Genomic DNA, 22,655 nt, shown 5'->3' with positions numbered 1-22,655 from the left:
ATGCGGCGTTTTCAGGACGAAAATCCCCTTCGTTCGCAGGAGCGATGTCGATCAACTAGTTGGTCGGCGGAGCCACTCCTTCGATTTTCGCCCCCGTCGCTGACAAAGAAGAGACGCCGCTTCCGGTTGATGCGGCCGGGCTCAAAATGACGCCGGGAAATGGCGTTCCGAACATCCAGTTGCTCACCGAGTCCCACAGCTGGTTTCGAAAGTAGGCGGCAGGACTGGTCCCTTGAGGAATGTTGGCGATGTAGCCGACGCTGGTCCGCATCGTGTCTTTCACGGTCCAAACGACGGCGCCCTGACGATTGACGATTTTTGCCGCTACTTTCACCTCGGAAATAGGAATCGTTATCTTGGAAGACCGTTTTCCCAACTCTTGCACCTGCACCGATTTGCCGGTTCCTGATTCTCTTGCTTCCACCACAAACGTATGCTCTGCCGCGGGATCAATTCGATAGCCCAACGCGACGGCTCTGTCTTGCAGCGACTCGAGTAGTTCCTGCTTTACATTGGGTCGCTTCGGATCAACGGACGGGATCGACGCATCAATCCGAATGTTGAGAGCGTCGCCTGGACCGAGGAGCGGCGCTAGCGGCTTTAAATCACTGAATCTGGCGAGCTCGTCCCGCTGCGGCAAGAGAACAGCCTGCAACATCGAGTCTCGGCGCCTTCGATCGCCGGCGACGTACCAATGGCGCCCGTCCGACCCGCGAAAACCATGTTGTCCCTCTAGCAGCAGCCGATAGTGCCAGGCAACCCGCTCAGAGAGCAAATCGACCGCAACCAAATGACGTGGTTCCTGCTTTTCGTCCATCGGCGTCACGACGTCGATAAGCAACACAAGATCGGACCCCCACGAAAGTCCATACGGCGTGTACGGCAGATTGAATTTATGCGCCACGGCGTTCGTCACAAGATTACAAAGCAGCACCTCTTGCGGTTGTCGTCCCGACTTGCGTGCAATCGCCAGTTTGCGACCATCGTCGGAGAATGCGACGTACCCTGCATGGCCATGCCACGAGCGGTCCGGATTCGCGAGCGTTCCCAGCATTTTTCCGGTGTCGGCGTCAAGCAGATCGTAGGACTTTGACGACGCAACGCATAAGGTGCGGCCGCTGGGAGACGATTGGATGCTGGCCCGATCACCATAATCCCGCCGCGCAACGGCTCGACAATCGGGCAAATGCCACTGGGTCAGTTCTCCCGCATCTGTCAAGATCCACAACGTCGCACGATCGGAGCCAAACGCCGCTTCCTTGATCTTGTCGTCGCCGTTTCCAAAGGGACGAAACGCGACAACCGACTTGCCGGTCGTCAGATCAAACAGGTCGACGCGATCCCGCTTGCTCGGCAATACAAATGCGGCCCAGTCGCCGGACCCGGCGACTGCCATCAAGCGGGTAGCCATCGGAAGCGTCATGCGGTGAATCGATTTTCCTTCGGCCAAATCGATCAGTTCCAGATGCTGTGCATCGCTGGAATGAAGGCCCTTCAAGCGTTGTTTCTCATCCAACTCGCTGAAGCCGACAACGGCGCGATTGGAGGCGCGGCAGATGTTCAGACTCTTCAACTGTTGGTAGGACGCTTGTATGTCGATACTGCTTTTCAGGTCCGCTGCGGCGATTTGCGGCGCTATGTCGGGCTGATAGCTCCATTGCGTATTGGAAGCGATTTCTTGCACTTGGCCGACAAAGATTTGCGTCAACGGGGGCAAGCCCAGGTCGACGGCCGAACCCCCTTTGGCGAGGAGAGATCGGGTCGCTTCGATCTTCTCGATCGGAAGCTTCATCAGGGAGAGTGTCGATTCCTTATAGGATTTTTGGGAGAAGACCAACAAGCGGTCGTTGTCGACGAAGCGTCGAGACGAGCGATTATCGTAGTTCCCACGCGGCGAATCGTCGGTCCAAATCGCTTCCGTTCGATGACGCTCGACCATCACGCGACCGGCAAACAGCCAACCGCTTCGATCGGGACGCCATTCAATCGAACGTCCGCCATAGGAATAAACGATGTCGCCCGCTCGACTTGGATCTTCCTTAAAATTGAGATCCACCAGTCGTTCGCCGCTGCGCATGTCCCAGGTGATCAAGTGTCGGCGCTGTCGTAGGGACGAATACGCGAGCAGTTCTTCGCCATCCGGCGAGAAACAAAGACGCATTAGGGACGAGTCTTTCGGGATCTGATCTTCGCCGCCGACGACGCCTGCTTCGACGCCTGAACGCAGATCGATCAAATGCACTTGTTTTGATTTCGAAGCGAGGATCGCCGCGTAAGCGCCGCTTGGGCTGATCGCGATCGATTTGTTGTTGTAGAACTCTGGAATGGTTGTTTCGCTGATCACGCGACCGGTTGCGATGTCATAGCATCCCAGCAGATCCTCCTTTTTTTTGGCGATGACAATGCGATCCGGGCCTGCAAAACGAATCGCCGATATTCTCGTCAGTTTGTCAGCCATCGGGAAACTGCGCACAAGCTGACCTGTCGCGAATGACCAAATCTCCACGGTCCGCAGGTCGGTAGGTCCGTCGCGCATTTCGACCGCCATCGAAAGACCATCGACACTATACTCAATCTGTTCTGGATAGGTCGAATCGAACTCGATTTTCCCGACGATCTTTTGCGAAGGGAGATGAAACGCCTGAAAAATTCTCGGTCGCTTATCAAAAAAAACGAAATGACCCAGATGCTCGGCATATGCCGCCGATGCGCCCAAGATTTCCTTCGGCAAGGTGGCTTGAACCTGCACGCCTTGGGGTAGTTCAAAGTCGAATGGATTAGGATCGGCGGAAACTTGCCAACCGCGCTGCGAAGCAGTCGCCAGGGGAGGCGCTGCAGCGTTGCTGCGCGGCGTCATGGGATAGCCGTTCCGATCCATGCGAGCGGGGGAAGCCGCTCTCACGGCAGTTGAGGCGGACGAATCTACCCGCGTTGTCGGACGGCGAGGAGGCGCAAACGAAGACGTTGGCTTCGACGCTGGCGCCATAGTTGGGGCCGGGGTTTTCTGTGGGCCGCCACTGGGCGCGTTGTTCGGTCGGGCCAATTCAGCATGCACGAAACGGACGTCGTCGAGACTCAGCTTATCAAGCGGAACGGAGATCTCTTGCCCGTTATCCTCTCGCTTTAACACGACGGAGTCGCCGCGCAGCTCGACGAGTTCGGCTTTGATCGAAAAGCCTCCTTCGCGAGCATGCCATTCGCGCGCCAAAACCGGAACTGCGTAGCCAATTACGAGCAGAGAAATGAGAAAGGCGCGCACTGCCATTGCCCCTGGAAGTGAGTAAAATAGCGACGCCGGGACCGCTGACGCTATGTCCCGCCCCCCGATCGTAACCCAAGGATCTAACCGGGTCAAAACGAGCGATTGGAGAGCCTATGAAAAAAGCCGCCCAGGGGGCGGCTTCGTTATGAAAAAGAGCGTGATCTGCTCGTTATTGGCAAAGTTCTTTATTGTTCTGGTCGCGGTTTGATCGCTTGGGGCCGCTTTAAAAATTTTGGCACATTGATTCGGCTCGCCGGATTCACCGTTGCATCGCCATGCTGAGCGATGTGCGCTTCGATCATTTTTAGAATCCGCGTGTTTGACTTGTAGGCGACGTCAAACAGATCGCCTACCAGCGGCACGATGCCAATCAGCATGTCAAAAAAAATGTAGCCCACCATTTTAGCGCGTTTGCCAAAAGGTATCCCCAACCTTCGAGCCTCCCATAACAATACAAAAGCCGCCGTCGCGGTGACAAAATCGCCAACTCCTGGAATAAGCCCCAACAACGCGTCGAGGCCAATGCGGTATCGCGTGCCGGGTATGCGAACCGCATTCTCCATGATGTCAACGAATCGTCGCATGCGTTGCATCCGCGACGACGGTGGACCCTCTGGTCGGATTGGTTCAGCGGGCATGGCAAGCCGCCTGGTTAAAACAAAAGAATCATGACGACCATCAGGACTACCAATAGCCCGAAGACGCCTGATGGAATTCGCCAACTTGCCGTTCCGGGAATCACGCCCAAAAGCGTTAGTCCCAACGCGATCAGCATCGATAAATGAAACATGATTTGCCTCCCTGCGACGTTCACTCACTTTCCTGTTAGTGCTGTAACGCAGTCGGCATGCCGTGAGACGAATTTTCGGTAATTTTTGTCGCAAGGTATTTGATAGAAGCGACTTATGGATTGTCGGGTCCCGCCGGAAATGTGATAGCGGCGTAATCTGGGGCTGGTTCGAGTCCGCGCAGCGGGACCTATGCGCGGCCAAAACAGCAGGGATAGAGACAAAAAAGAGCCGCGAGAGGACTCGCGGCTCTTTTTCGATGCTGTTTGCGCGGAGAGAAAGAAATTAACCGTCGAGACCGCCGAAGAGCGGAGTCGAGATATAGCGTTCCCCCAGACTCGCCATGATTACGGCGATTCGTTTCCCTTTCATTTCGGGGCGTGCGGCCAATTGGGCGGCTGCCCACATGGTGGCGCCGCTACTAATGCCGGCGACGATACCTTCTTGCTTCGCAAGTTGGCGTCCCCATTCAAACGCGTCTTCGTCATCGACTTTGATCACTTCGTCCAAGACTGACGTATCGAGGTTCTTGGGCACGAACCCGGCGCCGATCCCCTGAATGCGATGCTTGCCCGGGGCTCCGCCGCTGATGACCGGTGAGCTGGTCGGTTCGACCGCGACCGCCTTGAAGTCGGGATTCTTGGACTTGATGTAGCGCGCGACGCCGGTGATCGTGCCGCCGGTGCCGACGCCTGCGACGATAGCGTCGATATTCTCGCCCGAGTCTTCCCAGATTTCGGGACCGGTCATCGCTTCGTGAATCGCTGGATTCGCTGGGTTATCAAATTGCCCCGCTAGCCAAGCGCCTGACTCTTTCTCGACCATTTCGTGGGCGGTGTTGATCGCGCCTTTCATCCCTTCGGCCGCCGGCGTAAGCACCAGGTTGGCGCCCATCACGCGAAGCAGTGCGCGGCGTTCGAGCGACATCGACTCGGGCATGGTCAGCGTCAGCTTGTAACCCTTGGCGGCGCAGACAAACGCTAGTGCGATGCCGGTGTTGCCGCTGGTCGGCTCAATGATGTGCGTGTATTGGTTGATTTTGCCGCTTTTCTCGGCGTCCGCGATCATGGCGTAGCCAATCCGATCTTTGACGCTGTTGAGCGGATTGAAAAACTCGCATTTCGCAAAGACGGTCGCGTGCCCCTCAGGAACCAAGCGATTGATCTTGATCATCGGGGTATCACCGATGGCGGAGCAAGCATCGTCATAAGACTTGCCGCGTGGCATGACTTTTCCTTCCAAACAATTTCGACGGTGAAGAATTGCCGGCGGGGCCCAGCTGCAATCCGGTTGATGCGTCTTCCGCGAGTAGGAAGTCCCCGGCAGCCATGTAGAGAACTGCTCAAACTACGAGAAACCCGTATTGATGTCAACCTGGACAAGCTAACGCCGGTTATCAGCGCTTTTTGGGCAAAATGACCGTCGCCTGGTCATGAATCGGCGTTGCGCTGGCCCCGCTGCCGAGAAAAGTGCCGCGGGAACTGCGCGAACCGCTCCGCAGCACAAAGCCCCACATCGCTCCTGCTAGTGCAGTAATAATCGCCATCGCGGTGACTCCGGCCGTCGCCAGTTTCTTTCCAAGCGAATGAATCGGTCCCACTGCCGATGCTTGCTTTTCTTGCACCAGGACGACCAGGCCGGTCGATCGCGAATCGGTTTCGTCTCCGGGAGTAATCCGTACGGACTGGATCGCGGCGATCCAAGGCCCTGCCAAAGCCGCGCCGGCCGGGTCTTGCGACAATGGGTCGATGTAGTCGTACACGTTTCGCTTGTCGATCGACTCAACACGGACACGAAGTTTCGGGTCTTCGCAAAATTGATCCGGCAAACGCGACTCGCTTTGCAGTAGTTCGTCAAAGAGCGGATGCTGCAAAATCATCCCGCTATTCGGGCCAGGCCGTTCATCGACCAAGACGGCGAACTGCTCAGGCGAACCTTCGAAGCGGGGGAAATTGCCCACATTAATCGTGAGCGACGCGACGGCGATCGTTTCGCCATCGACCTGAATTGGCGCCGAGATTGCGCACTTCCACGTATTGCTGGCCGTACTTAAAAAGACTGCCGAGAGATGCGTCTTGTCGGTCGCCGTCGGATAAATTCCTCCCTGGGGCGGAACAGAAGCATGAAATCGAGGATCGATGGCCGGATGCTCAAAGTCCTCTTCACCCCCATGAAAGTAAGATCGGTAACCATAGTAACCGCCCACCGGCGAATCGACCGATTTGCCGGCCGACGACGCGATATGGAACCCATATTTGTCGAGCAGAAACCAACTAGCGTAACGTCCATTGCCGGCAGCCCAACGCTCGGTGATCAGGTTTTGCAGCGGCTCCCGAGACGGATGCTCTTGAAATTCGTGGACCAGTTGGGCTCGCTCGCTCATTCCTAAATTCGGGTCACGCAGCTGCGATAGCAAATCTTTTAGTTCGGGAGTATCCAGCGTCGATTGCAGCGTCGCCAGCACGTCAGGACGTTTCGCAAAACGTTCGGCGTCATCAAACAGCGATTCGATATCGTGCGCCACGTTGGTCGCGGCCAATTCGGCGGCGAACTGATTGCTGACCCAGCTTTTGGATGCAAGCGCTTCGGCCGAATCGCTGACCGCCGCTGAATAGCCCCAAAAACCAAACGCCAGCATGATCGCCAACAAGACGGCCGGAGCGATTACTCCTAGCCAAACCAAGGGGCGACGCTCCCGATTTCGCTGGCGAACGCGCAGCGCATCAAGCACGGCCTGGACGTTGGGATAGCGTCGCCGCGGATTGACCGCCAACTGTCGATCGATCATGTCGACCAGTTCGCGATCGACGCCTGGCACGTCGCGATGTGCGACCGGCGGATCCGCGTTTTGAATAATCTGGCGATAACGATCCAAACGCGAAGTGAGCCCCGCCGCCGAGTCGATTTCGCCGATCGCGCCGGCGCTGCGAAACGGGGGATCTCCGGTCAGCATCGTGTAGAGGATGGAACCGAGAGCGTAGACATCCCAGCTGACATCCGGCACAGCGCTCAGTTCGGCCTGTTCGGGCGCCATGTAAAATAAAGTCCCGAGCGCTGGTTTCTGTTCGTGCGAAAGTCGTGACTGTCCAAAGTCGGCGAGTCGGGCCTTGCCGTCTTGATCCAGCAAAATATTCGCCGGCTTCAAGTCACAGTGCAAAATCCCCTTCGCATGGGCATGCAGCAGCCCGACCACAATGTCGTGGAAGATTTCGACGGTGCGATCCACTGGAAGGGGGCCGCTCCGTTTCAGCAAGTCTTCTAACGACCCGCTCTCGACGTACTCCATCACATAGTAGGGTGGGTCCGAATCCCAACCGACGTCCAGCAGTTGCACCACATAACGGTCAGCAGAAAGAAAAACGAGCTTTTCGACCTCTCGGGCGATCAAACTGTCCTCCAGCGAAGCCCGATGATTGTAGAATTTGATCGCAACGCGTCGACCGGTGTTGGACGCTACGGCGTACCAGACCTCGCCATAGGCGCCGGCACCCAGAAAACGTTCGATCGAGTAGCCAGGGATTTCCCTGGGGGGGCGAGTGCGACGGAGGCTTAGTTCTTCCGAGGCTTTTAAGTCGCCGTCAGTTTGCAGTTCGGTCCGTTCCAAATTCATCCGATAGTCGCGTCGGTGTGGGCGTAAGATCAGGCCGTCAGCAGCGAATTCATTCTAGGGGGCCGCAGCGCGAGAGTGAACTCGCCGCAGCAAATTCCCCTTTTCCGACAGCGCTCTAAACTTAGACGTAGTCAGACAATACTGGACGGAAACGACGTTTCCAATTTTTTGAGAGAAAACGAGTGCTGGGAATCCTACTGTTACTTTTTATCTTGATCCCCACGGCCGAGTTGGCGCTGCTGCTGTTTCTGGCAGGCGCAACCGATCCGTTGTTTACGCTGGCGCTGGTGGTGGTCACCGGCGTGATCGGGTCGATGCTAGCACGAAATCAAGGGTTTGCGACCTACCGCCGAATTCAAAGCGAATTCGCCCAAGGCCGTATGCCGACCGATTCGCTGTTTGACGCCATTTTGATCTCGCTGGCCGGCGTGCTGTTGATCACGCCGGGCATCTTGACCGATCTTACCGGTTTCGCGCTGCTGATTCCCTTCCTACGTAAGCCGATCAAAATTTGGCTGATCGAATGGGGAAAAAAGCACTTTCAGCTTACGACCTCCGCCACGGTCGACGGGTTCACAACGACTTCTTCTCCTTCGCAGGCCCCCGAGACGGAGATCCTTGACTCGTATGTGGTCGAAGCTCCTAAAGATGACTAACGCCTGAAAAGGAAAAAGCCCCCGCGTCTTTCAACGGCAGGGGCTTTCTTTTTTTATCCAAGCGAGCGCAGACTAGATCGCATCGTCGTCGCTATCGGTGCTATTGTTGTTGCCGCGCTGTCCGCGTTGGCCCCCTTGTCCACGCTGACCGCGTTGACCTTGCTGACCGCGTTGCCCACGCATCTGTGAGCGATCCAGTTCAAAGTCGATCGCCGTCAGCTTTTCAATTTTGGCGACTTGCTCCGCGGTCAGTTCTTCTTTGACTTTACCTGCAGCGGCGGTGCGAGCTTCGGTCATCTTCGCCATCATTTCGCGGCGTTCTTCGGGCGAAGCGTCACGCATCCCCTGGAACGATCCACGCAATTCGGCATTGGCCGTTTCACGCGCGGCGGCGATCTTCTTCGATTGCTCATCGGTAATGCCGAGTTCGGCCTTGACCATCGCGTCGTTGAGCGCCGAACCTAGATCGGTCTTCAGCAGGATGCCGACGAGTTGCGACTTTTGCGCAGCGGTCAAAACGCCAGCGACCTTTTCCGAAGTTTCGGCGGCCATTTTGGTGAATTTCTCCCGACGAGCGTCACGATCCTCATCGTCGCCGCCACCTTGGAACATCTCACGCATTGCGGTGCGTGATTCGTCAGCGATCGTCTTGAGCTCTTCTTTTTGCTCGTCAGTCAGCTTCAGCAAAGCTTGGACTTGCTCAGTCCCCAGCAGCATCGAGCTGTTCGCGCCGCCAAAACCGCCAGCTCCGCGTCCGCCCCGTCCGCCGGGACCTTGCGCGACGCTGATTTGGGCCATTGCCGCCACCAGACAAACCGCGGCCAGACCGGCCAACCATTGATTTTTCCACACGTTCATGTTTGGTTCCTAAATATCGAGAGCAAGGGAAAAGGGAGGTGGCGCTCGCGTGAACTGCGACCGCCGATCATTTTGATCAGAAAGTTCGCGCTGCAAGTGAACGCCGTAACGCACCGCTGGCCGCGACGATTTAGTTAAACCCACCACTTTTACCGAAGTTACGCCAAGTTTTCGGAAATTTACCCGCGACGACGCGATTTGCCGCGTCTCGTATAATGCGTTCCGCCCAAACTAGATCTTCGCCAAACGCGGGAGAATTGTGATTCGACGTTTCGCCGCCCGCTGGGGAGTTCGTTTTTGGAACGCCGTCCAGCATTCAACCAACCGCGACGCGGACGTATTTGCTGCCTGCATTGCGTTTTACGTCTATATGTGGATGCTGCTCGCCGGGATTGTCTTCTTTGCGACCGCGCGATCATTAGTGCGCGAATCCATTACTGAGCAAGATTTACGACTCGAACTTCGCAACTGGATCGCGGCAGAAAGTTCGGATGAAACGGCCGCCGCTTTTATGAATTTCATCCGCGAAGGCGCCCAAAGCGACACGGCGGTCATCGGTTTTGGCATGCTGGGGCTGTTGCTGGTCGGAGCGACTGCTTTCGCTTGGCTCGAAAGGGCCTTTTCCCGAATCTTTGATCTGGAGTACCCAGCCAGCGAGACTTGGCGGCAACTGCTTTGGCGAATCGTCTTCTACCGGCTGAGAGCCTATGTCTTTGTGATGGCGCTCGGCTTTGTCGGCGTCGTCGCGTTGGCTTTGCTTTTCGCTTGGAAGCAGTTCCTCATCCGTAACGGTTCGGCTTGGGGCCTGTCGATCTTTCTACCAACGCAATATGCGGCCAGCTTGATGTTTAACTGGTTGTTAATCACGCTCGTTTTTTGGCAGGTTCCCCGCACCAACGTCAGTTTCTGGCACGCTCTCCGCGGAGCGCTCCTCTGCACCATCATGTGGGAAATCTGCCGCATTCCGATCGACATCTTTGTGGTCACCGGCAAGATGTCGACGTTTGGGATGGTCGGTTTTTTGATCGCCAGCATGCTTTGGCTTTACTATGCGATCTGGATCATTTTGTTCGGCTGCGCGTATGTTCGGTTTCTTGGAGATCCGCTTCCGCCGCCCACCGAATCCTCGCCATAAAAAAAAGGCGCCCTCGTCCGCAGAGAAGGGCGCCAAAGTCGATTCAGTATCGCGCTAATGCAACACGCGAATTAGAGAACGCAGTCGCAAGTGGTGCACTCGCATGCCTGGCACGTGCAAACGTCGCCGGTGCAGCAGTTGCACCCAGCTTCGCATTCACATGCCGCGTCGCATGCGCAAGCGGACTCGGCAACCGTGTTGACCGCACAAGTCGCGGTCGCCGCGGCTTTCTCGCTGCAACCGCACTTCTCGCACTCGCAAACTTCGCACGAGCACGTTTCGCCGTCACAATCAGGGCAAGCGCAGTTGACGCACTCACACGTCTTGGCGATGGTCTTATCGACCGGCGCCGAGTCGGCCGACGCCCAGGTGATCATGCCCAGCGAAAACGAGAAGAGCGCAGCCAATACCAATAAACTTTTCATGGAAGTATCTCCAATAGAAATCGTAAAAACTGAAATGAAATCGAAGCAATATCAGCAGCGTTCGATTTAATTCAGCCAACGACAATGGAGAACTTGGAGAGAGACTGTCCGCGCTGCACGAAGGTCTTCTCGCCCACCCGGAGACGGCGCCAAAGACGTCAATTCCGGGGTCAGAGAAGCAGACCAAGTGAGCAAATCAACCGGCGTATGCGTCTCGCTGGCCGTTGTCGGAACAAGCGGCGTCTCGATCGGTTCGACGCAGCAAGAGCAGCCGTCGCACGAAGGAGCTGCAACCGTCGTCTCGGTCAAAGATTGCTGACAGCAATTCCCTGGTGAGCCGCTGCAACATGCAAGTTCGGCGGTGCTGCAGCAGGAAGCGGTCGCCTCTTGCGCACAACTACAGGTTGTTTCGCCCGGCGCCGCACAAAGCGGAGCGGAAAAAACCACGCTGGTTGTCGAGCCCAAAGCGAGCCCCAACATCGTCAGCAAAGTGGCGGCGAAACGAATCATCGAGATCCAGACATGTACAAGTACGCAACGGTAGCGACAAACCAATCCTACGCATTCACCAGCGCGAGGACAATCCTGAATTTTCCGCTGCCGCAATCAGCGCGGCTGACGCGGCATTTTCTCCCCCAATTTTTCCATCAAATGAGCTGTTTGGGCATACGGCTTGGCGCCAGAGCTGGTTCGTGCACCGCTTTCGGGCAGTCCGATATCGTCGGCCGCTACTCGCATCTCCCAGTAAATCTCGGTATTGCGCGGTACTTCGGCAAAACTCAGCACCGAGACCCGCGGCAATTGCGCCGTGATCATCCGCCACAAGTTGCAGCGCAAATCGATGGAGGTCACCAGTGCGGTCGGCTGCTGCTGTTCTTCAAGCTGCTGGAAGCTGTCGGCCAAGTTGTCGATCAAGCGTTCGACCCAAGGACGAGCTTTGCGGCCGGCGCCGGCGTCGTTGAGCTCCAACAAGCGGTCTTCCAAATCAGGCTCTAGTCCGATCGCATGGACGCGGCCGTCACGATCCAGAAAACGCTGGCAGATTTGGCGTCCCATGCGAACGCGCACCGCCGCGACCAGCAGTTCAACATCACTAGTGCGAGCGCCATGTCGCACGAGCGATTCCAGCACGCGAGAGAAGTTCTTGATCGAGACTCCTTCTTCTAACAGACGCACGAGCACGGCATGGATGGTCGACAACGACAATGGACTGGCCCGCAGTTCTTCGACTTCGGCCGATTGTTCATCGCGATGCATTTCAATCAATCGACGTACGTCATCCAACGACAGCATCTCATGTGCGTGACGACGCAGGGTCTCTTGCAGATGGGTGACCAGCAGCATACTCGGCTCGATCACCAGATACCCTGCTTTTTCGGCTTCCTGTTGTTGATCAGACCGAATCCAGATTCCAGGTCCGCCAAAAGTCGGATCAACGCCGGGCGAACCCTCCAGCGTTTCGGTCGCTGTGCCCATATCGAGCGCGATATATTTGCCGGGGCCAAAGCGAGCGCGGGCAAGTTCGTTCTCATCGATCAGAATGCGATACTCGTTGTCGCCCAGTTGCCGGCTATCTCGCATGCGGATATTGGGCACGACAATCCCCAGCGAATCGGCTAGCTGACAGCGTACGGCCGTCATCCGATCGTAAAAGTCTTTCGACTCTGGCGCGACGATCGAGATCAGCGATTGTCCAACTTCCAGGGAGAGTCGATCCATCGCTAGATACGAACGCCATGGCTCGTTTGATTCCGGCAGACTCACTTCGACTTTCTCTTCCGGTTCGGCGTACCACGGCGACTTGCCATGGTCGGCGACGACCGGAATATCGAGCAAATCCTCGTCGCCACAGCTGATCGCGACAATATGGTGGAAATGGACAAGCGTCTCTTGCCCGTGATGCTCTGGATCGATACTCCAGGCGGCGTCTTCGGTCTCCCCCTGCGAACTGGCGTTGATCAGTCGAACGCAATCTTCATAGATCGCCGCGACTTCTCCGCGCAGTTTGATGTGGCCAAAGGTCGAAACGCAGACTTCTCTGCCGATATATCGTGAAAGTATCGAGGAGTAATCCATCGAAGCGCCCCTACCTGATCCGAGAAGAATGCTGCTATCGTTTCGCGAGCGAAACATCAACATGATTCTAGTTACAAGTCGAAGCAAGCGGCAACCTTTTGCTTGAGACAAAACCAGCGTAGAGCGGCAGATTCAGGAATATTGCGTTCCGAATACGACGATTCCGACGACCAGCATGGTTAAAAAAGATACAAAGAATTTTCACGGTTCGTATGGACAATTGCGACCGCATCGATTTAGAACAGAGGCATGCAGCCGAAGTCATCAAGTGATACGGCTTTCCGTCGTTCGCTTACGACTCTGCTGGCGCTTTACCGAGCCGCCTGATTAGACCTGTGGTTTTGACAGGCAACCCGCATGGAAGTAGCGTCGTCTACGGACGATGAAGGGAGGCGAAATGGCGATCCTTCGATTATCCGGGTGAAACCGAAATTTGACCGTCTGAGATCTGTCAATCTAGTTTCGCTCAGGATCAAAACCGCATGATTGATCACGTGGGCCAGCAGCTTCCCAAGCTGTTTGTGCTGGACACCAATGTCCTTCTTCACGACGCCAAAAGTTTCCGCAATTTTGAAGACAACGACGTTGTCATTCCAATCACGGTCCTAGAAGAGCTGGACCGGTTCAAAAAAGGAAATGAAGATATTCATTTCCAAGCTCGTGAGTTCCTTCGCCAAATCGACGTACTGACGGGCGACATTCTCTCAGAAACGGGCGCATCGCTCGGCGATGACCACGGCAAGTTGCGCGTCGTTTTTTGCCATGACCAAGACGCTCGCTTGAATCGCGTCTTTATCTCGGATTCCCCCGACAACCGCATTCTTAACACCGGCCTCTTTTTGCAGCGCACGTCGCCTGAGCGACGCGTGATCTTGATCTCGAAAGACACCAACCTGCGGATGAAGGCGAAAAGCCTTGGGTTGCAAGCTCAGGACTATATCAACGACAAGATTGAGAGTTTCGACAAGCTCTACACAGGGCGCCGCATCGTCGAAAACATCTCGACGGAACAGATCGATCGTTTCTTCCAAAATGGCGGCGCCGTCAACGCCGTCGATTTCCCGGAGGTGCAACATCCGACAGCGAATGAAAATTTTGTGCTCCGCAACGGTTCCAAATCGGTGCTGGCGACGTTTAGCGCCGGCAACCAACTTTTGCAGCGCGTCGAAAAATACTCCCCCTACGGGATCAAGCCGCGCAACGCCGAACAGTTGTTCGCGATCAAAGCGCTGCTCGATGACGATATAAAACTGGTCACGTTGGCCGGCAAAGCAGGCACCGGCAAAACCTTGCTGGCGCTCGCGTCGGCGCTCGAATGTTCTTCCAACTATCGACAGATTCTTTTGGCGCGTCCGGTCGTGCCGCTGTCCAACAAAGATCTTGGTTACTTACCCGGCGATATTTCGGCCAAGCTTGATCCTTACATGCAACCGCTGTTCGACAACCTCTCGGTCATTCGACATCAGTTTGGCGAGAACGATAAGCAAGCGCAAAAGATCAACCGCATGCTCGAAATGGAGAAGCTGGTCATCACGCCGTTGGCCTATATTCGCGGTCGAAGTTTGCAGCGGATGTATATGATTGTTGACGAGGCGCAAAACTTAACTCCGCACGAAGTGAAGACAATTATCACGCGTGCCGGAGAAGGAACGAAGGTCATCTTGACCGGCGACATTCAACAGATTGATCATCCTTACCTCGATTCGCTCTCCAACGGCTTGTCCTATTTGATCAACCGCATGGTCGGCCAACCCCTTTACGCGCATATCAGCCTTGAGAAAGGGGAACGCTCGGATCTTGCCGATTTGGCGAGCGAATTGCTGTAAACGGCTCACCCCGTAAAGGGGCTTTTTCAGGGAGATTCTGGGCCACGTTAGGTGGATTAGGGATCGACGTTCGACTATCTTGAAGCTGCGTGGGATCATCTTCTTGCTCCCATGCAGCTCTTTTTGTTTCCCGCCTTGCTTCCAGAGACTCACCGATGCGACAACTGTCTTCGCTCTTTTTTGCGCTGGTGTTCGCCATGCCTTTGTGCGGCCAAGAGATCAAAGCTTTGTACGACGAAGCCGAACTCCCCAAGTTTACGCTCCCCGATCCGCTCGTCGCCGCCGATGGAACCAAAATCACGTCGGCCGAAGCGTGGCGAAAAATTCGCCGTCCCGAATTGCTCGCCATGTTTGAGGCCGAGGTCTACGGCAAGGCGCCAAGTCCGCGAAAAATCAGCAGTCGCGTCTTGAATGAAGGAGCCGTGTTTGGCGGCAAAGCGACGCGTCGCCAGGTTCGGATCTTTTTGACCGGCAAAGAAGATGGCCCGTATGTCGACCTGCTGCTTTACCTGCCCAAAAGCAGTTCTCCGGTTCCGGTCGTTGCGGCGCTCAACTTCAAAGGAAATCATTCAACCAGCGATGATCCAGAGGTCTTGTTGCCCGAGTCTTGGATGCGAGCCAACGACGCTGATGGAATCAAAAACCATACCGCGACCGAAAAATCGCGCGGCGCTGCGAAGGCGCGTTGGCCGATCGAGCGCATCGTTGATCGCGGTTACGCTTTGGCGACTGCCTACTACGGCGATATCGATCCCGACTTTAACGACCAGTTCCAAAACGGCGTTCATCCCTCATTCTATGCCGAAGGGCAAACGAAACCTGCGGCTGACGAGTGGGGCAGCATCGCCGCTTGGGCGTTTGGTTTGTCGCGGATTGTCGACTATCTGGAGCAACAAGACGCAATTGATCATGACCGCATGATCGTCATGGGGCATTCGCGTCTCGGCAAAACCTCGCTTTGGGCAGGCGCGACCGACGAACGTTTGGCGTTGGTGATCTCGAACAACTCCGGCTGTGGAGGCGCAGCGCTCAGCCGCCGACGCTTCGGAGAATCGGTCCGCCGCATCAACAAGTCGTTTCCGCATTGGTTTTGCGACAACTTTGTGAAGTACGGCGACAACGAAGACGCTTGTCCGGTCGATCAGCACGAACTAATCGCACTCATCGCACCACGTCCCGTTTTGATCTGCAGTGCCGAAGAAGATCGTTGGGCCGATCCCCATGGTGAGTTTCTGTCGGGGCTTTACGCCGACCCGGTCTATCGCTTGCTGGGAACTGACGGCCTGGCGGTCGAAGAAATGCCGCCGCTAGATCAGCTGGTCAACAGCCGCATCGGCTACCGGATCCGTCCCGGCAAACACGACGTTACGTTAAGTGACTGGGAAGCCTATCTCGACTTCGCCGACAAGCAGCTCACGAGCAAATAGGCTAGGGCCCCGCCAACCGATCGCCAAAGCCGCCTAGAGAAGTCTCTGGGCGGCTTTTTTCGTATCGTCAGAGCCGCCAGCTCGGCTTCCAGCAAGCGTCGAGTCGTTAATGTCGTTATAAGCCGCGTGGCTAGCGCGAGCGAATCGACTGGATTGCGTGAGATTGCGTATTCGCGCAATTCCGCAATCTATGCTTCAACGCACTCATTTTCTCGACGGCCTTAAAGCTCGAGCACGTTTGCACCGAATTGCCGGCGACGGATCACTTCGATCTTGCGCTGCGGCACAATAGGGTTGCGCAACATGTCGTTCTTCATCAATTCGCTCCATTTAATATTGCTGTTCGTTGCGCTAGTCGCAGCGCTCTCGCTATTTCTTGCAATCGCCTACCGCGGTCGCTGGTCGATCGCTTCCCCGTTGCGTTTGGCGGTCTTGCAGCGACGACAACGACGTGATCGCAAACGCCGGCAAGAGCATATCATTGCGCTGCGCAAGACGACCGAAGCGGTAAATTCCGCGAAACGCCAGAGCCAGCGAAAATCGGAGTTGCTGACCTTCGTCACGCAACTGCAAAAGTCCTATATCTCTGGTGATAATCCGCTTCAACTCTCCGAGCAGCTGCTCCAGTTCGTCTTGGACTTCACCGAGAGCAAGTTCGGCTTTGTCGGAGAAGTGGTGCTGACCGAAGCAGGCCTATCGCACTTGCGGGTCGACAGTATCGCCAACATCGCCTGGAATGCTGAGACGCGTCTGTTGCAGGAATCGCAAATGAAAAAGGATTTCGATTCTGGTTCTCTGCACAATCTATTCGTTGCGGCGATCCATCGTTGTGAAATCGTCACCTCCAATTCGCCGGCGACCGATTCGCGCTTGGGAGAGCTTCCGCCGGGGCATCCCCCGCTTACTTCGTTTTTGGGTTTACCGCTGATTAGCGGTGAATCGGTTGTGGGCATGATCGGCGTCGCCAATCGATCGCGCGGATATGACGAAGCGTTGATCAACGAGCTTCGCCCGCTGCTGACCACGGTAGCTCAGTTGATTGTCGCAATGAAGAACGAACGTTCGCGGCTAGCGACCGAAGAACGTTTATGGGATACGCTGGACGAATTGGTCGAACAGCGCAGTCGCGTCCAAGAGTACGCCGCGGAATTGGAAGTCAAGAATCACGAACTGGAAGAATCGCGTCGCCGCGCTGAAGCGAGCAATCTGGCGAAAAGCGAATTCCTCGCGAACATGAGCCACGAAATCCGGACGCCGATGACTGCAGTACTCGGTTTCGCCGACGTGCTGCTAGAAGATGGCGATATCCAAAAGGCGCCGAAGAGTCGCGTCGATGTGATCCGCACCATCCAAAGAAACGGAATGCACCTGCTCGGTCTGATCAATGACATCCTGGACGTATCGAAAATCGAAGCAGGCAAACTCTCTGTCGAGCAAGTCAAATGTCGTCCCGCTGCGATTATCAAAGAAGTGCTCTCGTTGATGCAGGTACGCGCAGAGCAGAGTCAGGTCGAGTTGAAACTGCGCTACGAAAGTGAAACTCCTCAAGAGATCATTTCCGATCCGACGCGCATGCGGCAGATCTTGATGAATCTGATCGGCAATGCGATCAAGTTTACGGAAGAAGGAAGCGTCACGCTCGCGGTTCGATTTATCGACTCGCCTGAAAGGCCGATGTTAGAGTTTGACGTGATCGATACCGGGATCGGCATGACGCTTGAGCATCAACAGCTTCTATTTCAACCCTTCTCACAAGCCGACTCGTCGATGTCGCGTCGATTCGGGGGAAGCGGGTTGGGGCTGGCGATTAGTCTTCGTTTAGCCGGTTTGCTCGGCGGCGAAGTTTCGCTCGTGCAGTCGACGCCGGAAACAGGCAGCACTTTCCGATTTCGCGTTGGCGTCGGAGTTTTGGAGAGTCCTGCCATGGTCGGGCCCCAAGACGCTTGCGATGAGTCGAACGGCCGCATCCTCTCGGTGGCGAACGCAAACGCCCCCAATTGTTTGCAGGGCTGTCGCATTTTGGTCGCCGAAGATGGTCCCGACAATCAACGGCTGATTCGCTACTTTCTCGAAAAAGCTGGCGCCGCCGTGACCATGGTCGAAAACGGCCAACTGGCGATCGACGCCGCGCTGGATGCGCTGCGAGAGAAAGAACCATTTCACGTGATCCTGACCGATATCCAGATGCCGGTGGTCGATGGATACGAAGCGACCGCTCGACTGCGGGCCGCCGGATATACTGGTCGAATTGTGGCGCTTACCGCGCATGCGATGGAAGGAGAGCGCGCCAAGTGCCTGGAAGCGGGTTGTGATGATTTCGCTTCCAAGCCGATCCAGCGGGTTCACCTGATCTCGCAAATCGAGAGCCACTTTCATGCGGCCCGCGAGCATGCTCAGCAATCGTAGCGATGACGTTTCGCTTCCCGATTTCAATTCGCGCCGCGCGAAACTAGAATCAAGGACGAACTTGTCCTCCTGCGATCCTCTCCCCCAAGTTTTATGCCGTCCCGGGCTTCCTCTCCGCATGTCGCGTTGTTGATTGAAACGTCGCGTACCTATGGACGCGAGTTGCTGCATGGAGTCCGCAAGTACGTCGCCGAACATGGCCCCTGGTCACTGTTGGTCGAATCCCGCTCTTTGGAGTCGCCGCCCCCTCCCTGGCTGCCGGCATGGAAAGGAAACGGTATTCTGACCCGTAGCGGGTCGCAAGCGATGGCCGACGCGGTCAGTCGCGCCAAGTTGCCGACGGTCGAATTGCGTTCGACGCGTCTGCAGCACTCCTTTCCGTTTGTCGGCGTCGACAATCGTTCACTGGGAAAATCGGTCGCCGAGCACTTTCTCAGCCGTGGGTTTCGGCACTTTGCGGTCTATCAGCTAGGCGCCGAAGAGTATTTTCAGCAGCGCTGCGAAAACTTTGTTCAGACCGTCGCCGACAACGGCTATGAAGCGTTTCGCTACCATCCCCGCAATCGTCGTGAGCAACCGACCGAATGGGAGCAAGCACAGCAGGAACTGGCCGACTGGGTCGACCAACTTCCGAAGCCGGTCGGCGTGATGGCCTGCACCGATCAGCTTGGCTTTTGGCTTTTGGATGCGTGTCGGCGGTGCGGAGCGATCGTACCGGAAGAAGTCGCCGTCGTCGGCGTCGAGAATGACGCGTCGCTCTGCAACATGGCCAGTACTCCGCTGTCGAGCATCGAGCTGAACGGCGTTGCGATCGGCTATCGCGCCGCCGAACTTCTGGAGCATCTCATGCGCGGAGGCAAACCACCCAAGAAACCAATCCTGATCGAACCGCTTGGCGTGGTGACCCGACTTTCGTCGGACGTTGTCGCGGTGGACGAACCGGAACTCGCCGCGGCGCTCCTGTTCATGCGCGAACATGCCTGTGATGGAATATCGGTCTCGGACGTGTTGCGCGCCGTCGCAATCTCGCGCAGTTCGCTCGAACGCGGGCTACGCAAGTTGCTGGGACGCTCTCCCAACCAGGAACTGCTCCGCCTGAAACTGAAGCGCGCCGAAGAAATGCTGACGCATACCGACCTCACTCTGGCGGCCATCGCCGAGAAATGCGGCTTTCGCCGCACGCAGCATCTGGCCGAAACATTTCGCGATCTCTTCGGTACTCCACCGGGCCAATACCGCCGAGAACGGCGGAAAGCGTAAGATCTCCACCAGCGTTGACAAGATAACGGAGGGATTCTACGCATTTGCGGATTGTTGTGCGGAGCCGGCTGTAAGAGGATTAGGGAATAATCATTGAGTAGCAGGATAAATTCTGCTTGATGCACCTATTCTCTTCTCCCCATAGGCCATCTCATGCAACGTAATTATCTTTCCCATCGCGCGTTCACACTGGTCGAACTATTAGTCGTCATCGCCATTATTGGGGTCTTGATCGCGTTGCTGTTGCCGGCAGTGCAACAAGCCCGCGAAGCGGCCCGGCGAATGGATTGCAGCAACAAAATGAAGCAGATGGCGCTAGCGGTCCACAACTACCACGATACGCATCTTGTCTTTCCCTGCGGCGCCGTGCAGATCAGCTCGATGCCGGAGACCTGCATTTCCGGCAGCAACACGTATGGAACGGCTCGCGCGCCTTGGTCGGTGTTGATTTTGCCGTTTCTTGAACAATCGAACTCGCACGATCTCTTTAATTTGGGCGGCAGCTTCAACCATCTCATCGGCTGTACGACTTGCCAACTTTCGTCACGCGGTTGGCCCATCGATCCGAACAATCTGGCGATGTCCACCACGCAAAATAAAGCGTTCCAGTGCCCCTCGAATCCGGATAGTTCGACGGTCGACTTCTCGACAAGTTACGCCGGCGTCATGGGGGGCGGAGTCGTCGCCGACGCCAAATGTAAATACATCAGTGACGAACGGCTGATCTATACGAACGGCGTGCTCATCGTTAATGGAAAACTTTCTTTTGGAGCCATTTCCGACGGTTCTTCGAATACTTTGCTGCTCGGCGAAAATTGGGAAGTCTCGCCTGCCTACAGTTGGTCGTCTGGTCCGCGCGGCAGCGACAGTTTTGGCAGCGGCGGCATCTTGCTTTCCGCGGTGGATTCCATCAACACGAAATGCTGCTCTTCGAATCTTGCCTATATGCATCGCACGCTGTTTAGCGGTCATCCTGGAGGCGCTCAGGTCGCTTTGGCCGATGGCTCGGTTCGTTTTCTCGCCGAAACGTTGAATGTCGACGTTTTTCGACTGCTCGGCAATCGCCAAGATGGACAACCGGTCGCGTTTCCCTAATCGCATTGTCGTCGAGTTATCAGCTGCCTCCTTCCGATCATTCGTCTCCCTGTAGAGAACCTCATCATGCGATGTAAAGTTTTCCCATCACTCGCCTTGTTGGCGGGGATCATGCTGACAGGTTGCGGTCCTTCCTCCCCAGGCGTCGCCGTGAAAGGATTGGTCACCTACGACGGTCAACCGATTCCTAAAGGGCGAATCTCGTTTGAGCCAAGCAGTTCCACCATGCATGTCGCCGTGGTGAGCGCGAAAATTGAAAACGGCGGCTATCAGTTGCCCGCCGACGCCGGGCCCGCGCCAGGCCAGTACAACGTACGAATTGCCGGCTATGACGGCGCTCCGCCCAAACCTTCTGAAATTGATCCGGCCGATGCGCCGGGAGTTGAATTTTTAGGCCATCCGCTGTTTGACGAATATGTCACTTTGATCGAAGTCGCCGACGACGACCGCCCCCGAGATATCATCGTTCCTACCAACGCTGGCCGTCGTTAGAGACACGTTCCCCGCACCTTTACCCACCATTTTTGGAGTAAATATGACTTCCCCCCACATCCATCGTCGTGACTGGATCACGCAAGTGTCCGCCGCCGCATCTTCTGCGCTCGTCTTTGGCGGTCTCTCCTCGGCCTCGGCTGACGAAAAGCCGCGTGACGCCAATTCGCGCATCGGTATTGGCGCTATTGGGCTGCGGTATCAAGGTTCGGTCATCACCGAAAAGTCCGCCGCCCACGGCGATATCGTCGCGTTGGCCGACGTCGATCGTGATATCCTCGAAAAAGCGAACGCCGACTTTGGCGGCAAATCGGCTCTGCTGGAAGACTATCGTGATCTGCTCTCGCGCGATGATGTCGACGTAGTGATGATCGGCACGCCGGATCACTGGCACTCGAAAATGGTGATCGACGCGTGTCGCGCCGGCAAAGACGTCTATTGCGAAAAGCCGTTGACGTTGACGATTGACGAAGGCAAGAAGATTCGTGACGTCGTCCGCGAAACGGGCCGCGTCGTCCAAGTCGGATCATGGCAACGGAGCGATAGCCGCTTTCGCACCGCCGTCGAAATGGTCCGCCAAGGATGGGTCGGTAATCTGCAACGCGTGGATATCGTCCTCGGTAAGAACAAGACCGGCGGACCCTTCGCCAAGCAACCGGTCCCGAAGAATCTCAACTGGGACATGTGGCAAGGGCAAACGCCGGACGTCCCCTATATTCCGGAGCGTTCGCACTATACGTTCCGCTGGTGGTACGAATATAGCGGCGGTCAGATGACCGACTGGGGAGCGCACCATATCGACATCGGCCAATGGGGCGCTGGCGCTCTGCCGGTTGAAATCGAAGGGACCGCCAAAATGCCGAATGTGGCCGACGGCTACAACGTCGCAGTCGACTATCACGTTCGCTACAAGCTGGAAAACGGCGTCGAACTGACGGTCGCGGATAACGGCCGGAACGGCATCATGTTCACTGGCGACAAAGGACGCATGTTCGTCAATCGCGGCTCGCTGGATGGCGCGCCGACCGAAAAGCCGCTGCCGCGGGAAGACTTCGTGCTGTACGACTTTGACAATCGAGAGCGTCCCGAGCGCGCCGGCAAACTCGACGCGATCATCAATCACATGGGCAACTTCTTTGACTGCGTCGCCGCTCGCAAGACGCCGATCTCCGACATCGAAGGTCAGCACCGCAGCGTCAGCACTTGCCACTTGGGGAACATTTCGATGAAGTTGGGCCGCAAGCTGACTTGGGATCCGAAGAGCGAAACGTTTGTCGGCGACGACGAAGCGAACCAACATCTGAGCCGCGAGCAACGCGCCGGCTATGAAGTAGGTTAG

At 56.2% G+C, this 22,655-nt stretch carries 19 protein-coding genes; 12 read left to right on the top strand and 7 right to left on the bottom strand.

Annotation, left to right across the window (positions count from 1 at the left end; all coding sequences use genetic code 11):
- Positions 1 to 55 precede the first annotated feature (55 nt).
- From M4951_RS22425 to M4951_RS22405, 5 genes are all read right to left on the bottom strand, one after another.
- Positions 56 to 3,259: an SHD1 domain-containing protein gene (locus M4951_RS22425; protein WP_262023837.1), complete on the bottom strand. Its 3,204-nt coding sequence runs from the start codon at positions 3,257 to 3,259 to the stop codon at positions 56 to 58.
- 188 nt (positions 3,260 to 3,447) lie between these two features.
- A complete protein-coding gene (locus M4951_RS22420) occupies positions 3,448 to 3,846 on the bottom strand; it encodes a DUF4112 domain-containing protein (protein ID WP_262023836.1) in 399 nt (132 codons plus the stop codon).
- A gap of 68 nt (positions 3,847 to 3,914) precedes the next feature.
- Positions 3,915 to 4,052 carry a hypothetical protein gene (locus tag M4951_RS22415; protein ID WP_262023835.1) on the bottom strand — a complete coding sequence of 46 codons (138 nt, stop codon included), beginning with the start codon at positions 4,050 to 4,052 and terminating at the stop codon, positions 3,915 to 3,917.
- A gap of 283 nt (positions 4,053 to 4,335) precedes the next feature.
- Positions 4,336 to 5,277 (bottom strand): cysteine synthase A, encoded by a 942-nt coding sequence (gene cysK / locus M4951_RS22410; RefSeq protein WP_262023834.1) that lies wholly within the window; start codon positions 5,275 to 5,277, stop codon positions 4,336 to 4,338.
- 169 nt (positions 5,278 to 5,446) lie between these two features.
- Positions 5,447 to 7,660, bottom strand: a complete 2,214-nt coding sequence (locus tag M4951_RS22405; RefSeq protein ID WP_262023833.1) for a serine/threonine-protein kinase — start codon at positions 7,658 to 7,660, stop codon at positions 5,447 to 5,449.
- Between the two features lie 182 nt (positions 7,661 to 7,842).
- Between M4951_RS22405 and M4951_RS22400 the strand changes: the two genes are divergently transcribed.
- The gene (locus M4951_RS22400) at positions 7,843 to 8,316 is read left to right on the top strand and encodes an FxsA family protein (protein WP_262023832.1); all 474 of its coding nucleotides are present in this window, start codon (positions 7,843 to 7,845) and stop codon (positions 8,314 to 8,316) included.
- Positions 8,317 to 8,388: 72 nt separating this feature from the next.
- Here M4951_RS22400 and M4951_RS22395 read toward each other — a convergent pair whose 3' ends face one another.
- Positions 8,389 to 9,174, bottom strand: a complete 786-nt coding sequence (locus M4951_RS22395; RefSeq protein ID WP_262023831.1) for a hypothetical protein — start codon at positions 9,172 to 9,174, stop codon at positions 8,389 to 8,391.
- A 259-nt stretch (positions 9,175 to 9,433) separates the two neighbouring features.
- Between M4951_RS22395 and M4951_RS22390 the strand changes: the two genes are divergently transcribed.
- The 4 genes from M4951_RS22390 (at position 9,434) to M4951_RS22375 (ending at position 11,278) form a co-directional block, all read left to right on the top strand.
- A complete protein-coding gene (locus M4951_RS22390; RefSeq protein WP_262023830.1) occupies positions 9,434 to 10,309 on the top strand; it encodes a YihY/virulence factor BrkB family protein in 876 nt (291 codons plus the stop codon).
- A 90-nt stretch (positions 10,310 to 10,399) separates the two neighbouring features.
- Complete coding sequence (locus tag M4951_RS22385) at positions 10,400 to 10,804, top strand: hypothetical protein (protein ID WP_262023829.1); 405 nt, start codon at positions 10,400 to 10,402, stop codon at positions 10,802 to 10,804.
- Positions 10,805 to 10,921: 117 nt separating this feature from the next.
- Entirely contained in the window at positions 10,922 to 11,053 is a 132-nt protein-coding gene (locus tag M4951_RS22380) for a hypothetical protein (RefSeq protein ID WP_262023828.1), read from the top strand.
- Between the two features lie 42 nt (positions 11,054 to 11,095).
- On the top strand, positions 11,096 to 11,278 hold the full coding sequence (locus tag M4951_RS22375; protein ID WP_262023827.1) for a hypothetical protein: 183 nt from the start codon (positions 11,096 to 11,098) through the stop codon (positions 11,276 to 11,278).
- Positions 11,279 to 11,340: 62 nt separating this feature from the next.
- On the opposite strand, the gene M4951_RS22370 is transcribed toward M4951_RS22375, so the two are convergent.
- Positions 11,341 to 12,810, bottom strand: a complete 1,470-nt coding sequence (locus M4951_RS22370; protein ID WP_262023826.1) for a flagellar biosynthesis protein FlhA — start codon at positions 12,808 to 12,810, stop codon at positions 11,341 to 11,343.
- A 482-nt stretch (positions 12,811 to 13,292) separates the two neighbouring features.
- Between M4951_RS22370 and M4951_RS22365 the strand changes: the two genes are divergently transcribed.
- The 7 genes from M4951_RS22365 (at position 13,293) to M4951_RS22335 (ending at position 22,655) form a co-directional block, all read left to right on the top strand.
- Positions 13,293 to 14,636 carry a PhoH family protein gene (locus tag M4951_RS22365; RefSeq protein WP_262023825.1) on the top strand — a complete coding sequence of 448 codons (1,344 nt, stop codon included), beginning with the start codon at positions 13,293 to 13,295 and terminating at the stop codon, positions 14,634 to 14,636.
- Between the two features lie 155 nt (positions 14,637 to 14,791).
- A complete protein-coding gene (locus tag M4951_RS22360; RefSeq protein ID WP_262023824.1) occupies positions 14,792 to 16,063 on the top strand; it encodes an acetylxylan esterase in 1,272 nt (423 codons plus the stop codon).
- Positions 16,064 to 16,366: 303 nt separating this feature from the next.
- Positions 16,367 to 18,469 carry an ATP-binding protein gene (locus M4951_RS22355; RefSeq protein ID WP_262023823.1) on the top strand — a complete coding sequence of 701 codons (2,103 nt, stop codon included), beginning with the start codon at positions 16,367 to 16,369 and terminating at the stop codon, positions 18,467 to 18,469.
- A gap of 93 nt (positions 18,470 to 18,562) precedes the next feature.
- Positions 18,563 to 19,729 (top strand): xylose operon transcription regulator XylR, encoded by a 1,167-nt coding sequence (locus M4951_RS22350; protein ID WP_262023822.1) that lies wholly within the window; start codon positions 18,563 to 18,565, stop codon positions 19,727 to 19,729.
- 153 nt (positions 19,730 to 19,882) lie between these two features.
- Positions 19,883 to 20,824, top strand: coding sequence for a DUF1559 domain-containing protein (locus M4951_RS22345; protein ID WP_262023821.1), 942 nt, complete (start codon positions 19,883 to 19,885; stop codon positions 20,822 to 20,824).
- Between the two features lie 66 nt (positions 20,825 to 20,890).
- The gene (locus tag M4951_RS22340) at positions 20,891 to 21,316 is read left to right on the top strand and encodes a hypothetical protein (protein ID WP_262023820.1); all 426 of its coding nucleotides are present in this window, start codon (positions 20,891 to 20,893) and stop codon (positions 21,314 to 21,316) included.
- Between the two features lie 43 nt (positions 21,317 to 21,359).
- Positions 21,360 to 22,655 (top strand): Gfo/Idh/MocA family protein, encoded by a 1,296-nt coding sequence (locus M4951_RS22335; protein WP_262023819.1) that lies wholly within the window; start codon positions 21,360 to 21,362, stop codon positions 22,653 to 22,655.

Origin of the sequence: Blastopirellula sp. J2-11, assembly GCF_024584705.1 — a bacterium.
Lineage (GTDB): Bacteria > Planctomycetota > Planctomycetia > Pirellulales > Pirellulaceae > Blastopirellula.
This window is presented reverse-complemented; position numbering and strand designations above follow the sequence as displayed.

Excerpts from the sequence above, each read along its gene's own strand:
- M4951_RS22420 (WP_262023836.1), bottom strand. The coding sequence starts at position 3,846 with ATGCGACGATTCGTTGACATCATGGAGAATGCGGTTCGCATACCCGGC.
- M4951_RS22345 (WP_262023821.1), top strand. The coding sequence starts at position 19,883 with ATGCAACGTAATTATCTTTCCCATCGCGCGTTCACACTGGTCGAACTA.
- M4951_RS22405 (WP_262023833.1), bottom strand. The coding sequence starts at position 7,660 with ATGAATTTGGAACGGACCGAACTGCAAACTGACGGCGACTTAAAAGCC.
- cysK (WP_262023834.1), bottom strand. The coding sequence starts at position 5,277 with ATGCCACGCGGCAAGTCTTATGACGATGCTTGCTCCGCCATCGGTGAT.
- M4951_RS22340 (WP_262023820.1), top strand. The coding sequence starts at position 20,891 with ATGCGATGTAAAGTTTTCCCATCACTCGCCTTGTTGGCGGGGATCATG.
- M4951_RS22355 (WP_262023823.1), top strand. The coding sequence starts at position 16,367 with ATGTCGTTCTTCATCAATTCGCTCCATTTAATATTGCTGTTCGTTGCG.
- M4951_RS22415 (WP_262023835.1), bottom strand. The coding sequence starts at position 4,052 with ATGTTTCATTTATCGATGCTGATCGCGTTGGGACTAACGCTTTTGGGC.
- M4951_RS22365 (WP_262023825.1), top strand. The coding sequence starts at position 13,293 with ATGATTGATCACGTGGGCCAGCAGCTTCCCAAGCTGTTTGTGCTGGAC.
- M4951_RS22335 (WP_262023819.1), top strand. The coding sequence starts at position 21,360 with ATGACTTCCCCCCACATCCATCGTCGTGACTGGATCACGCAAGTGTCC.
- M4951_RS22350 (WP_262023822.1), top strand. The coding sequence starts at position 18,563 with ATGCCGTCCCGGGCTTCCTCTCCGCATGTCGCGTTGTTGATTGAAACG.
- M4951_RS22370 (WP_262023826.1), bottom strand. The coding sequence starts at position 12,810 with ATGGATTACTCCTCGATACTTTCACGATATATCGGCAGAGAAGTCTGC.
- M4951_RS22360 (WP_262023824.1), top strand. The coding sequence starts at position 14,792 with ATGCGACAACTGTCTTCGCTCTTTTTTGCGCTGGTGTTCGCCATGCCT.
- M4951_RS22395 (WP_262023831.1), bottom strand. The coding sequence starts at position 9,174 with ATGAACGTGTGGAAAAATCAATGGTTGGCCGGTCTGGCCGCGGTTTGT.